The organism is Betaproteobacteria bacterium (assembly GCA_009693245.1).
In the GTDB taxonomy this organism is placed as follows: Bacteria; Pseudomonadota; Gammaproteobacteria; order Burkholderiales; family SHXO01; genus SHXO01.
In genome coordinates this window covers 15,089-27,871 of sequence record SHXO01000005.1, presented here as the reverse complement: position 1 = coordinate 27,871, position 12,783 = coordinate 15,089, and the positions used below count along the sequence as shown (strand labels likewise).

Here is a 12,783-nt window from a genome sequence, read left to right as displayed (position 1 = left end):
CGTGCCCTTCTTGTCCGAACCTGCGTTCAAGCATGACCAAGTTGCGCGTCTAGGCGTTCTCTTGATCAACCTCGGCACACCGGATGCACCCACGGCGCCTGCCGTACGCAAGTACCTCGCGGAATTTCTTTGGGACCCGAGAGTTGTGGAAATTCCGCGCGCTCTCTGGTGGATGATCTTGCACGGCGCGATCTTGCGCACGCGGCCCAAGGAATCGGCTTCGAAATACGCCAAGATCTGGACCAAGGACGGCTCGCCTCTGAAGTTCCATACGGAGCGGCAGGTAAGCTTGGTCAAGGGCAACCTGGGGGCCACGATCAAGCCCTCCGCTCTCGTTGCTTATGGCATGCGCCATGGCACGCCCTCCATCGAAGAAGGTCTCGCCAAGCTCAAGCAGGCGGGCTGCGCGCGAATTCTCGCCATGCCGCTTTATCCTCAGTATGCCGCCAGCACCACCGCCAGCGCTTTCGATGCGTTGAGCGCGGCGCTCTCCAAGATGCGCCACCAGCCGGAGTTGCGTTGGGTCAAGCACTTTCACGATCACCCAGCCTACATAGAGGCCGTGGCCCAGAGCGTGCAGGATTATTGGTTGGCGAACGGCCGGCCCACAAAACTGCTGATGAGTTTTCACGGGCTACCGAAGTTCTCCCTGGAACGCGGCGATCCTTACCATTGCGAATGCCAGAAAACAGCACGGCTCATCGCCGAGGCCCTAGGCATGAAGCCGGAGAATTACCTGGTGACCTTCCAGTCGCGCTTCGGCAAGGCGGAGTGGTTGAAGCCCTACACCATCGAGACCATGCGCAAGCTGGGCAAGGAAAAGGTGAACCGCCTCGACGTGATATGCCCCGGCTTCGTCTCCGATTGCTTAGAGACCCTGGAAGAGATCGCCATGGAGAATAAAGCCGCGTTCCTGAAAGCCGGCGGCGGAGAGTTCCACTACGTTCCCTGCCTGAACGAACGCCCGCAATGGATCGATGCGCTGGCGAATATCCTGCGGGATAACCTCCAAGGCTGGTTGCCCAATGATGCGGACCGAAGCGCGGCGGACGCGGCGAAAGCTCGCGCGATCGCCCTCGGCGCCAAACAATAGCGAACCACTAACAAGGAATAGGCTACAAGGGGGATGGCGGTCAGCACCATTGCATAGGCCGCGGGGAGCGTGGTGGCGGCATTTTCCGGGGGTGTGGCAACATATCGCATTCCCAGGTGCTCCAGCAATCGTTAGGATGCCCGTCACTACAATTTTCCTGAACACAACAGATGCCCCGGCTGTTACTGGTTTCGTCCGTTCTTCTCGCATCCGCCGTCTTCAGCACTCATAGTGCCGCCAATTGCGGACAAGCCGTATGTGCCATCAACACCGGCTGGGAAGCGCAAGGCGTGTTACTGGATGGCACAACGCGGCTGGACTTGCGCTTCGAATACGTGGATCAAGACCACCGGCGGGCGGGCACCAAGAAAATTGCGCCGGGCGAAGTGACCGGGGGGAAGAAGCGGAATCCGGTGACTCGGGCGCAAAGTTCGTCTTCTTCTCACCCGGCATCAGCGTGTCCGCGAGCAGGAACGTGCGCCTCTACGGCTTCTTGCAACTCCCCCTCTACCAACACGTCAATGGTGTCCAGTTGGCGGCGGATTGGGCCGCCAGCACCGGCGTAAGCGTTCGGTTCTAAGCATCCGCTCCTCGCGTCTCGTTTCGCGCCGCAACATCGAATTTTATTGACAGCACGCCGAACGAGACGTAGATATATCTCCGCTAGAAAGAATGTTGCACGGGGTTCACCCCGGCTCATAAATAAGTTGGAGGAGAAATCGATGGATCCTGCTTTATCCACCCGCGTGGAGAGCATGTTCTCGCGTGACCGCGCCATGGCACTCGCCTTCGTCGTCGTGCTCTGGCTCACCATCTTGTTTGTCTATTTCGCCATAGCCCCGTTGATCGCAAGCCCCGGCATGCGAGTAGTACTCATCATTGGGGCGGCGCTACTGCTCTTGTTCAACACCGCTTCCATGATCGCCATGATCCGGCATTACCGGAAGGATAAGGAGCATATCTACGGCCTGGATATTCGCCACATGGACGAGGAGGCATGAGATGGCATACCGACCCCCAAGACAAAGCGGCGCAGGGCAAATCGCCGACAGCTTGCTGATCCTGGCGCTGCTATTCCTATGCTTGTTGCTACCCTTCGAGCTGAAGAAGAAGCAGGCTGCGGAGCAGGCCGCCGCGCCCCCTGCCGCTGAGCAGCCCGCGCCCGCCGAACCCACCTGGGAAAGCCTGGGGCAAGGCACCGTGCAAGCGCAACAATGGGAGAAACTCGGAAAGAAACCCGCCGACGCAAAAGGGCTCATCGAAACCAAATTCGATTTCGCCAAGGATCTGGGCTCCCACTGGCTGTGGATCACCGCCATCGTGATCGTTGGGTATTTTCTGCTTCTCCTGCGCATCTCCGACCGCGAATACCGGGAGGTCATCGCCGAGCGCTTTGGAAAGGAATGAACATGAACCCATGGACCTTGCTCAACTATGCCGCGTGGATCATTTCCCTCCTGCTCTTTGGCTGGATGATCGCCGACGCCATCGCGGTCAATAAGCAATACCAGGAAGACTTTCTAATGAGTTCCCGCGAAGGCGAGGAATAGGCACAAGACGGGAGAAGAGGATGGCGGCAACGACAGCGGCGCAGGGCGGCGGGCAACGCATAAGTCTGAGAAAAGTCCTGGGGCCCGTTCACGTATGGGCACTTGGCGTGGGCATCGTCTTGGTGGGAGAGTTCACGGGTTGGAATTTCTCCTTGGCCAAGGGCGGCGCTTGGGGCGCGCTCATCGCGTGCTGGTATATCGGCCTGCTCTACACCTGCGTGGCCATGATCGACTCCGAGGTCACTTCCACCGTGGCCGCCGCGGGCGGGCAATACACGCAAGCGAAACACATCATCGGCCCGCTCATGGCCTTCAACGTAGGCTTGTACTTGGTGATGGCGTACACCATGCTGGAGGCAAGCAACGCCATCGTGGTGGGGGATTTGATCAAGTCCTTCGCCGGGGAGACGGGATTCGCGGATCTCGACGTCAAACCCTTCATCGTACTCTCCATCGCCGTGCTGGCCTGGCTCAACTACCGTGGCGTGTACGCGACGCTCAACGTCAACTTCGTGATCACTGCCATTGCGTTCCTGTCCATCATCGTGCTGTTCTTCAGCGTGTCACCGTTCCAACCCGGCAAGGTTTTGCTGCACAAGGAGCTGTTCACCGATCTGCCCTACGGATGGATAGGCGCCATCGGCGCGTTGCAATTCGGCATGTGGTACTACCTTGGCATCGAAGGCACCTGCCAGGCTGCGGAAGAAGTACGCTCGGCGGGACGCTCCATCCCCCTCGGCACGATGAGCGGAATGATCACCCTGTTGATCGCCGCCTCCATCACATGGTATGTCGCCTCCGGGTTGATGCCTTGGCAGTATCTCGGCCAAGCGTACACCCCGCTCTACGACGCGGCGAAACTCACGGGCGGCGGTGGGCTGCAAGCCATCATGTTCGTCGGTACGCTATTCGCCGCGCTGGCGTCGGCCAACGGATGTATCAACGACGCCTCGCGCTCCTGGTTCTCCATGGGCCGCGACCGTTACATGCCCGAGTGGTTCGGCGCGGTGCACCCGCGCTACCGCACGCCCTACCGGGCGATCATCTTCCTCATCCCCATCGCCGTGGTGTTCGCGCTGCTGTTCTACACCCGGCTGGACCTCGTGATCGGCTTCTCCATCCTCTCCGGCTTGTTGGGCTACACCTTCATGTCCTTCAACATGCTGCGCTTCCGCAAGCTCTGGCCCCTGGGTACCATCCACCGTGGCTACGTGCATCCCTTCCACCCGTGGACAGCGATCATCTTGCTCGTACTCTGCGCGGCGGTGTACTTCGCCACCTACCTGGGCTACAGCGACATGCTGTTATCCATCATGGCATTCTACATTCTGGCTTCGGTCTGGTTCGCGTTTCACCGCTACAAGTACGTAAAGCGGGGCGACCAGTTCACCATGAATTGGCCAAGGCCCAAGGGATATTGAGGAGCGAAGAGCGAGTCGTTTCCGGTGCTCGCATAACGGCATTAGATCCGCGCCGCGGCATGGGATGCCACGACTACGCCGATCCAGAACCGCCACGGCCGGGCAGCCCAGTAATCCCCGGCGTAGCCGATGCCGATGCGCGGCCCGCGCTGGATCGCTTTCTTTGGAATTCGAACACCGCGGTCCTCGATCCAGATTTTTTTCGACGATGTACTGTCCGCGCGATCAAGGGACTTGCCGATGGCAAGATACTTCGTGACCCGCCCTGGTCCCGCGAGATATTTGTCTTCTCCGTCCATGCGAGCAAGGATTGCGCGAATCAAAACACCTTCAGGAAGACCCGCGCCAGCGGTGCTGAAGTTGAGCATCCAATGCATGCCATAAATCAGGTAGACGTACACCGTGCCGCCCTCGCCGTAGAGCGGTTCCACCCGCGCCGTGCGCCGCCCGCCGAAGGAATGCGCCGCTCTGTCCCTGGGCCCCTTGTAGGCCTCGGCTTCGGTGATCATCCCGCAAAGTAGATGGCGCCCATGCCGCCGCACGATGAACTTGCCGATCAGGTGCTTGGCCACCTTGAGCGTGGGCTGGTTGAAATCATCGCGGCCAAGGCGTCGTGCCTCTCGCGGTTGAAGATTTGTTATCGCGTTGCCTCTTTACGGCCGCAAAGCCCTATTTATTATCAGACCGGCTCGCCTAGGGCCTCCACGGTCCGTTGCAGCGCGCGGATTCGGGCGTGGGCTTCGTCCAGCAATTCGCGCAATGTAACGGCGGTGCTCGCTCCTTGCGCGGCGGTCGGAAATTTTCCGGCTGTCCGTACAGGCTTTGCGGCGGTCTGGCGTTTGGATTAACTCGAATCGTTTCATGATCTAGCCCCCAATCGATGCTCCAATACCAGGCACCTCTTGCTTCCCCGGACGCACCAGTGTGCCCATAGCACGTTGCAATATTAACCGATGAAATTCGAACTGCTGGTCATCGCGCTGTTATTGGGAAGTGTACTGGTCTGGATGCACCTGCGAGACCGGCGCCGGTATGAGGCCTGGCGCACCAATGTTCTTGGCTGCGAGAATTCTTCGCTTGTGGAGTGCGAGAAAACCCTTGCCGGGGACGGGTTCCCGGTCTTGCGTGGCCGGTTCGCGGGCAAGGCCGCGGAGGTGAGTTTGTTCCGTGACGATGCCACCTTCCGTAAGGTGCCCTCCCTGTGGATCACGGTTTCGTTGCGGGCGGATCTAGGCGAATTTCCGCATTTGGACATCCTCGCTCGCAGCCAAAGTACGGAGTTCTACTCGCCTGGCGGGCAGCTGCCCTACCGTCTTGATTCTCTTCCTGGGTGGCCCACGGAATTGACCATCAAGTGCAGCGCGCCGCGCGCCGCCTTGGAATCGCTATCGGAACATGCGTGCGAGTTCTTCGCCGATCCGCGCGCGAAGGAACTTCTCGTGACGCCAAAAGGCGTGCGCTTGGTGTACCAACTGTCGCAAGCGCGGCGGGCGGAGTACTTGGTGCTTCGCGCCGGGCATTTCGATACCGATGGCGCGCCAACCGCATTACTGCAACTCCTGCTGTCGCGCGCAAGCGCGCTAGCCAATACAATCCACGCCCATGGCCTCTAACGCGCCCGCGCCCAAACCTCCTCTCAATCCGTGGGCGGTGCTCGCCGTGGCGGCGCTGCTACCGGGCATGGGCCAAGTGCTCAACAACAATGCAACGCGCGCCATCGTCTTCGTGTTCTTCGTGATCTCGCTCGCCATCGTGAGTTACCATCTGACGACGTCGGCGCAGTCCTTCCTTGGCCGCCACGCCGGCGGGGTGTTCATCTACGTCATCTCCTTGGTGGACGCCTACCGGATTGCCAGCTTACGCTGGGACTTGTACCGGTTGCCGGCAAAATAGCGCCTTGGGCAGGTTTCCTGCTAAGAAATATTATTGAATGCCATTCTTGACACCCATGGCAGGTGGCAAGGAAAATAGACCCCTCTCTTCCCCCACAACCTTTCCCCATGGCCCTAGGGCTACTGCGTTTTGCCTTGAGCCGCGAGCACCCGGAACCGCGCATGTTTCGCGTCCCGGAGCGGCTCAAACTCACCTACGACGCCGTGATCATCGGCGCCGGCGGGCACGGTTTGGCGAGCGCTTACTATCTTGCCAGGGACTACAAACTCAGCAATGTAGCCGTGCTGGAGAAGGGCTACCTGGGTGGCGGCAACACCGGGCGCAATACCACCATCATCCGCTCCAACTACCTAACCCCCGAAGGCGTGGCCTTTTACGATGAGAGCGTACGGCTCTACCAAGATCTGGCCCAGGATTTCGACCTGAACCTCTTCTACTCCACGCGCGGGCACTTCACCCTGGCGCACACGGATTCCGCCATGCGCACCGCCCGCTGGCGGGCGGAGGTCAACAAGCACTTCGGCGTGGACAGCGAAGTGGTGGGTCCCGAGTTCATCAAGAAAGCCTGTCCGCACATCGATCTGACTTGCGCGGGCCATGCCCCCATTCTCGGCGCCCTATATCACGCGCCGGGCGCCATCGCACGCCACGATGCGGTGGCCTGGGGTTATGGTCGCGGCGCGGACCAGCGCGGGGTGGAGATTCACCAGCAGACCGAAGTAACGGGCATCGATGTAAAAGGCGGCAAGGTGGTAGGCGTGCACACGACGCGCGGTTACGTGGCCACCAAAAAGGTTTTGTGCGCCGTGGCGGGATTCACGCCTCGCATCTTGAACATGGTGGGCTTGCGTTCGCCCATATACGTCCACCCCCTTCAAGCGATGGTGAGCGAACCCATGAAACCCTGGCTCAACGAGATTTTCGTTTCGGGCAGCTTGCACATCTACATCAGCCAATCGGCCCGCGGCGAACTGGTGATGGGTGCATCGCTGGATCCCTACGAAGTGCAGAACACCCGCTCCACGCTCGACTTCGCGGAGGGCCTCTGCGCTCACATCCTCGATATGTTCCCCTTCCTATCCACGGCGAAGATCGTTCGCCAGTGGGCCGGCTTGGCGGACATGACTCCGGATTTCGCTCCCATCATGGGCAAGACACCGGTGGAAGGTTTCTATCTGGATGCGGGCTGGGGCACCTGGGGATTCAAAGCAACGCCCGTGAGTGGCAAGACCATGAGTTACACGCTGTTCAACGACCGCGATCACGACTTGATCAAAGGGTTTCGGTTGTCGCGGTTCGAGCAGTATCAACTTACGGGAGAAAAAGGAGCCGCTTCAGTGGGGCACTGAAGCGGCTCCTTTTCAGTGAAGGCTAACGCTTTGCCTCCGTGGTAGACGTTGTTTGTAGACTTACGATGACCTAAAGGTGACATCATGTGCGGAATAGCAGGAATCATGTTCAAGCGCCCCGGCGCGGACGCCCTCGTGGGCAAATCTCTCATCAGCATGCTGGATGGCTGCCAGCACCGCGGCCCGGATTCCACTGGCTTCGCGCTGTATCACCATGCGAATCCCGGTGAGTTGCGGCTGCGCTTTTTCGTAGGTGCTGGCAGCGAGGCGGACGCCAAAGTCGCCGAGATCAAAGCGCAGCTACGCGATCACAACGCCACGATCCTATCTGACGAGCGCGCGGGCACAAGCTACAGCGTCATCGTGCACTTCGGCGGCGACGTGCAGAAGTTCTCCTACGACATGGAGCACGCCGCCAAGGTGTTCTCCATCGGCGAGAGCCTGGACATCATCAAGGACACGGGCAGCGCCCACGACGTGGACGATGTCTACAACGTGCGCGACTTCCACGGCTCCCATGGCATCGGCCACGTGCGGCTCGCCACGGAATCGGACGTGACACCCGATGCCTCGCACCCTTTCTGGGCCACCGGATTCGCCGATGTGGCCATCGTGCACAACGGCCAGATCACCAATTACTACAAGATGCGCCGCCGCCTTGAAAAGCGCGGCTTCGCCTTCAACACCAGCAACGACAGCGAGTTGATCGCGGTCTATCTCGCCGACAAACTCTCGCATGGCCGCTCGTTGCAAGAAGCCCTTGCGCAATCCATCGAAGATCTCGACGGCACCTTCTCCTTCCTGGTTTCCACCAAGGACGAGATCGGTTTCGCCAAGGACCGCCTTGCCGCCAAACCCATGGTGATGTACGAGACCGACGACATCATCGCCATCGCCTCCGAGGAAGTTTCGCTCAACCGTCTGTTCCCCGGACAAGCGCTCAACACCACCGAACCCCCACCCGGCACCTTCCGCACATGGCAACGCTCGATCTAGCCCAACTCAGCGTTCGCGACGCGAACGAAAAACTCCGCCTGCTGGGCGAGGCAGGCGAGGACGTGGAAGTCATCAATCCCGATGCGCGCCATCACATCGGCGTGGGGCTGACGCATCCCATCAAGGTAAAGATACGCGGCTCCGCGGGCTACTTCTGCGCCGGCCTCACCGATGGCCCGCGTTTTGAAGTGGAAGCCAACGTCGGCTGGGGTTTGGCGGACAACATGCTGAAAGGCTCCATAGTCGTCAGCGGTAACGCCAGCGCCATTGCAGGCGTGGCCATTCGCGGCGCGGAAGTCATCGTCAAGGGCAACATGGGTTCACGCGCCGGACAGGTGATGAAGGAAGGCACGCTGCTTTGTTGCGGCAACGCCAACTTCATGGCGGGTTACATGATGTACGGCGGGCGCATCATCATCCTGGGAAACTCCGGGGAGCAAGTGGGCCAGGACATGACCGGTGGTTCCATTTACATCGCGAGGAAACTGCAATCGTTGGGCACCGATGCGCAACTCATTGACCTACCGCGCGAGGAGGCGGACGACATCGCGCAATTTCTCGATCGTTACGGCATTCCTTTCAAGGGCGTGCTGCAGAAGATCGTCAATGCCGGCAAGAAGCTGCGCTATCCGCGCACGGAGCCGCGAACGAGGCAGGTGCCTTTCTTCATGGCGTCTGGCGCCGTATCCGGCTACTGGAACGCGAAAGTGCAGGAAGACATCTACATCCGCTCGCGCATCGGCCGCTACCGCATACGCGGTTATGGCGCCTCGCGTGCCCTACCGCACCTGAGCGACATCGGATTTCGGAAGAACATAGCGGGCATGCAGCACGACCGCGACGTGGTGAACAAGGTCGCCCTCAAGACTGAAATCGGCGGGCGCAAGGGGGCCAACCCCATCAAGCTCAGCATGCCCGTCACCATCGCGCCCATGAGCTATGGCGCCTTATCCAAATCCACGAAGGTGGCGCTCGCCATCGCCTCCAAGCTCTCCGGCGTTTCGGAGAACACGGGGGAAGGCGGCATGTCCGATGAGCAACGCGCGGCGGCCGACCAGATCATCTATCAATGCTTGTCCGGCCGTCTGGGATGGAATATCCACGACATGCGCCGCGCCAACGGCCTGGAGATCTACATCTCCCAAGGTGCCAAGCCCGGACTCGGCGGCCAGTTGATGGCGAAGAAGGTCACCAAGGAAATCGCGCGCATTCGCGGCATTCCAGCTGGCATCGACTTGCGCTCGCCCTCGCGCCATCCCGACGTATTGGGTGCGGACGATCTGGTCATCAAGATCGAAGAGTTTCGCGAAGCAACCAGTTATCGCATTCCCATTTCCGTAAAACTTGGCGCGGGCCGTGTGCGCGACGACATCAAGATCGCCTATAAGGATGGCCTGGACTTCGTCGAGCTGGATGGGTTGCAAGGCTCCACCGGCGCGGCATCGCACGAAGTGCTGGAGTACGTGGGCATCCCCACGCTCTCCGCGATTCAGGAAGCCGTGGACGCGCTGGCCGAATTGGGCGCCACGGGAAAGATGCCCATCGTATTGATGGGCGGCATCAAGGACGGCGTGGACGCCGCCAAGGCCATCGCGCTGGGCGCGCACGCCGTGGCGGTGGGCACGGGTGCGATCATCGCGGGCGGTTGCATCGCGTGCTTGCAGTGCCACGTGGGCTCCTGCGTGGTGGGCATCGCCACGCAAGATCCCGAACACGAGAAGCGCTATAACGTGCCAGTGGAAGCGCAGAACATCCATCGCTACCTGGAATCCGTGCGCTGGCAGTTGGCGGCGGTGACACGCGCCCTCGGTCACGACGATGTGCACAAGTTAAGCCGCGATGACCTGGTCGCGCTCACCCCCGAAGCGGCCGCCATCACCCGGTTGCCCTACGTACCGCAAGAACAAGAGCAACGTTTCCGTAAAGCATCATGAGCGCCGTCAACGTTTACGACATTCAGCGCATCGAACCCGGCCCCACGCCGGAAGGATTGCGCGAGGATATTCAGGACATCAACTTCGTCCCAGCGCCCTGCCAGGTAGCCTGCCCCATTGGCACCGATGCACCGTCCTACATCGGTTACATCTGGGAAGGCAAGGTTGAGGAAGCCTTCGAGGCCATCACGGCCACCAATCCCTTCAGTTCCATCTGCGGGCGCGTGTGCGACGCGCCGTGCGAACCCGCTTGCCGCCGGGCGGACAGCGATGGTCCCATCGCCATCCGCAATCTAAAGCGCTTCATCATGGAGAAGCTGGGGGCGAGCTTCCACCTGCCCGCCGTATCCGTAACGCGCAAGGAAACCGTCGCGATCGTGGGTTCTGGCCCCGCCGGACTCACCGCGGCTCAGGATCTCGCCGAAGCCGGGTTCGAAGTAAATGTCTACGAAATGACGGACCGCCTGGGCGGCATGATGGTGTGGGGCATTCCCGCTTTCCGCTTGCCACCTGGCATTATCGAGGAAGACATGAACCGCATGCTCAAGCACTGCCCGGGCATCAAGGTTCATCTCAACGCCGCGCTGGGACGCAATGTAACGCTCGATGAATTGAAGTCTCGCCACGACGCCGTGTTGCTCACCATCGGCTCGTGGTGGGGAAAAACCATGGACATCGAAGGCAAGGACGACCGGCGCATTGTTGATGGCGTTGGATTCCTTCGCCGCATCAATGCCGGCGAACGCCCCGCCATGCCCGCGACCGTCATCGTCGTGGGAGGTGGCGATGTGGCCATGGATGCCTGCCGTGCCGCCCTGCGCCTTCCTGGTTGCAAGCAAGTCAAGGTGATCTACCGCCGCGGTCCCAAGGAAATCCCCGCGCGCAAGGATGAACTCGAAGGCGCCCTCAAGGAGGGCGTGGAGTTCCTCTACAACACGCAGCCCGTGGCCGCGCTAGATACGGAAAAAGGTTTCGCCTTGCGCTGCGTGCTTACGCAATTGGGCGAGCCCGGTAAGGATGGCCGCCGCCAGGCGGAGAATGTCACGGGAAGCGAACACGATCTCGCCTGTGGCATGGTGATCCTCGCCGTGGGGCAGAAAGGCGAGTGCGCAGAATTGGAAACGCGGGGGTTGATGAACGCGGACCGGGTGCGCACCGATTGGAAAACCATGCGCACCGCGGATCCCAAGGTGTTCGCCGCCGGCGACGGAGCCTTCGGCGGTTCCACCATCGTCATGGCCATGCAGCACGGCCACCGGGCCGCCTACTGCATCAAGGCGCATCTGGACGGCCGCGAGAATCCCGTGCCCTATCGCACGCCCTTCCGCACAAGGCGCGTCTCGCCGGCGCAGGATCCTAACTGGGAGGTCATCGAGCGCCAGCACCAACCTTTCCATGGCTTGGGCAAGAATCCCGTGGCGTTTCCCGAAATCGAATCCACCTACACGGAGAAGGAAGCCAAGGACGAGGCCGCGCGCTGCTACCGGTGCGATGCCGAAACCGGGACCGCCAACTACGACGTGCGCACGCGAGAAGATATCTTTGTCATGGCACGCACCAACCCCTTGGACGTGGCCACGCAATCGAGCATGTTGCAAAAACGCCTGCGCACGCGCGGCAATCCCTTCCCGCCAGAGCGGCCCGCCACGCTGGACGATCTCGTGTTCTTACCCGCGAATTTATCGCGACTCGTGATCGACCCTTACCGCGATGCGTGCGCGGTGTCCGTGGAATTGGGGCAGCGCGTCAAGCTCGAGTTGCCTTATCTCGTCGCGGGATTCGATGAGGCCGCCCAGCAGGTGCGCGAAGCCATCGAGCAAGGGGTGAGGGAAACGGGGGTCGCCTATCTTGGGCGGGATCGTATCCACCCCCAAACTCCGTGGTTCCAGCTTGCGCAAGCGGGCAAAGACCCGCCGAACGAACATGCCCTGGGCGTCGTTTATTATTCGCCAGCAGGGTTCGTACCTTTCGATGTGCGTAAAGTGCACGATGCACAACTCACGGGGCTGGTTGTCGAAGCGCGCGAGCTCCCAAAGGCCATCCCCTTCGCGCTTGAAAGAAAGATGGATCTCATGATTCTCTCCGGGAGCGGAAACATGGCGCATCCGTGGGGTGAACTGGGCGGCCATCCCGATCTTTCGGTGATGCGCGATGCCATTCGTCTCATGCGATCCATGAATCGCGAGGAAGATATCGATCTTCTGTACTTCGGCGGCATTCGCTCTGGCACGGACGTCGCGAAAATCGTCGGCCTGGGCTGCAAGGCGGCGGTGGTATCGGCTTGCATGGCTTTCGCGGTAGGCGGCATCGTGGAGAATGACGGCATGGTGTTTTACTCCGACGTGGCGGACGAAGAGCGGCGCGACCAGGCCGCATCCCTCCTGCGCGCATTGCGCGAGGAATGTTCCATCATGGCGCGCTGCACGGGCAAGACCAACGTCCAGAATCTGGAACCCGAGGACGTGCGTTCCATTACTCTCGCCACCGCGCGCGCCACGGGTGTACCTCTAGCCGGAACCAATAAGATTCCAGAAGCGGCGTAGTTCG

General features: G+C 60.7%; 11 protein-coding genes. 10 read left to right on the top strand and 1 reads right to left on the bottom strand.

Features of this window, described 5'->3' with window-relative positions:
• Position 1 precedes the first annotated feature (1 nt).
• From EXR36_01450 to EXR36_01435, 4 genes are all read left to right on the top strand, one after another.
• On the top strand, positions 2-1,093 hold the full coding sequence (locus EXR36_01450) for a ferrochelatase (protein ID MSQ58339.1): 1,092 nt from the start codon (positions 2-4) through the stop codon (positions 1,091-1,093).
• A 722-nt stretch (positions 1,094-1,815) separates the two neighbouring features.
• The gene (locus EXR36_01445) at positions 1,816-2,094 is read left to right on the top strand and encodes a DUF4173 domain-containing protein (GenBank protein MSQ58338.1); all 279 of its coding nucleotides are present in this window, start codon (positions 1,816-1,818) and stop codon (positions 2,092-2,094) included.
• A 1-nt stretch (position 2,095) separates the two neighbouring features.
• Positions 2,096-2,500, top strand: a complete 405-nt coding sequence (locus tag EXR36_01440; GenBank protein MSQ58337.1) for a hypothetical protein — start codon at positions 2,096-2,098, stop codon at positions 2,498-2,500.
• 163 nt (positions 2,501-2,663) lie between these two features.
• Positions 2,664-4,064: an amino acid permease gene (locus tag EXR36_01435; GenBank protein ID MSQ58336.1), complete on the top strand. Its 1,401-nt coding sequence runs from the start codon at positions 2,664-2,666 to the stop codon at positions 4,062-4,064.
• A gap of 41 nt (positions 4,065-4,105) precedes the next feature.
• On the opposite strand, the gene EXR36_01430 is transcribed toward EXR36_01435, so the two are convergent.
• Positions 4,106-4,705 (bottom strand): DNA-3-methyladenine glycosylase, encoded by a 600-nt coding sequence (locus EXR36_01430; protein ID MSQ58335.1) that lies wholly within the window; start codon positions 4,703-4,705, stop codon positions 4,106-4,108.
• A gap of 312 nt (positions 4,706-5,017) precedes the next feature.
• Between EXR36_01430 and EXR36_01425 the strand changes: the two genes are divergently transcribed.
• The 6 genes from EXR36_01425 to EXR36_01400 all read left to right on the top strand — a co-directional run bounded on the left by EXR36_01425 (position 5,018) and on the right by EXR36_01400 (position 12,779).
• Positions 5,018-5,677, top strand: coding sequence for a hypothetical protein (locus EXR36_01425; protein MSQ58334.1), 660 nt, complete (start codon positions 5,018-5,020; stop codon positions 5,675-5,677).
• Positions 5,667-5,957: a hypothetical protein gene (locus EXR36_01420; GenBank protein ID MSQ58333.1), complete on the top strand. Its 291-nt coding sequence runs from the start codon at positions 5,667-5,669 to the stop codon at positions 5,955-5,957. Before EXR36_01425 ends, EXR36_01420 begins: the two co-directional genes overlap by 11 nt.
• A 107-nt stretch (positions 5,958-6,064) precedes the next feature.
• Positions 6,065-7,306 (top strand): FAD-dependent oxidoreductase, encoded by a 1,242-nt coding sequence (locus EXR36_01415; GenBank protein MSQ58332.1) that lies wholly within the window; start codon positions 6,065-6,067, stop codon positions 7,304-7,306.
• Between the two features lie 84 nt (positions 7,307-7,390).
• The gene (locus tag EXR36_01410; GenBank protein ID MSQ58331.1) at positions 7,391-8,302 is read left to right on the top strand and encodes an amidophosphoribosyltransferase; all 912 of its coding nucleotides are present in this window, start codon (positions 7,391-7,393) and stop codon (positions 8,300-8,302) included.
• The gene (locus EXR36_01405) at positions 8,284-10,236 is read left to right on the top strand and encodes a glutamate synthase (GenBank protein MSQ58330.1); all 1,953 of its coding nucleotides are present in this window, start codon (positions 8,284-8,286) and stop codon (positions 10,234-10,236) included. Before EXR36_01410 ends, EXR36_01405 begins: the two co-directional genes overlap by 19 nt.
• On the top strand, positions 10,233-12,779 hold the full coding sequence (locus tag EXR36_01400) for an FAD-binding protein (protein MSQ58329.1): 2,547 nt from the start codon (positions 10,233-10,235) through the stop codon (positions 12,777-12,779). The genes EXR36_01405 and EXR36_01400 overlap by 4 nt, the downstream gene beginning before the upstream one ends.
• Positions 12,780-12,783 lie beyond the last annotated feature (4 nt).

Bases quoted from the DNA above. Each gene is read 5' to 3' on its own strand.
- EXR36_01445 (MSQ58338.1), top strand. From the start codon at position 1,816: ATGGATCCTGCTTTATCCACCCGCGTGGAGAGCATGTTCTCGCGTGAC.
- EXR36_01440 (MSQ58337.1), top strand. From the start codon at position 2,096: ATGGCATACCGACCCCCAAGACAAAGCGGCGCAGGGCAAATCGCCGAC.
- EXR36_01435 (MSQ58336.1), top strand. From the start codon at position 2,664: ATGGCGGCAACGACAGCGGCGCAGGGCGGCGGGCAACGCATAAGTCTG.
- EXR36_01425 (MSQ58334.1), top strand. From the start codon at position 5,018: ATGAAATTCGAACTGCTGGTCATCGCGCTGTTATTGGGAAGTGTACTG.
- EXR36_01420 (MSQ58333.1), top strand. From the start codon at position 5,667: ATGGCCTCTAACGCGCCCGCGCCCAAACCTCCTCTCAATCCGTGGGCG.
- EXR36_01415 (MSQ58332.1), top strand. From the start codon at position 6,065: ATGGCCCTAGGGCTACTGCGTTTTGCCTTGAGCCGCGAGCACCCGGAA.
- EXR36_01410 (MSQ58331.1), top strand. From the start codon at position 7,391: ATGTGCGGAATAGCAGGAATCATGTTCAAGCGCCCCGGCGCGGACGCC.
- EXR36_01405 (MSQ58330.1), top strand. From the start codon at position 8,284: ATGGCAACGCTCGATCTAGCCCAACTCAGCGTTCGCGACGCGAACGAA.
- EXR36_01400 (MSQ58329.1), top strand. From the start codon at position 10,233: ATGAGCGCCGTCAACGTTTACGACATTCAGCGCATCGAACCCGGCCCC.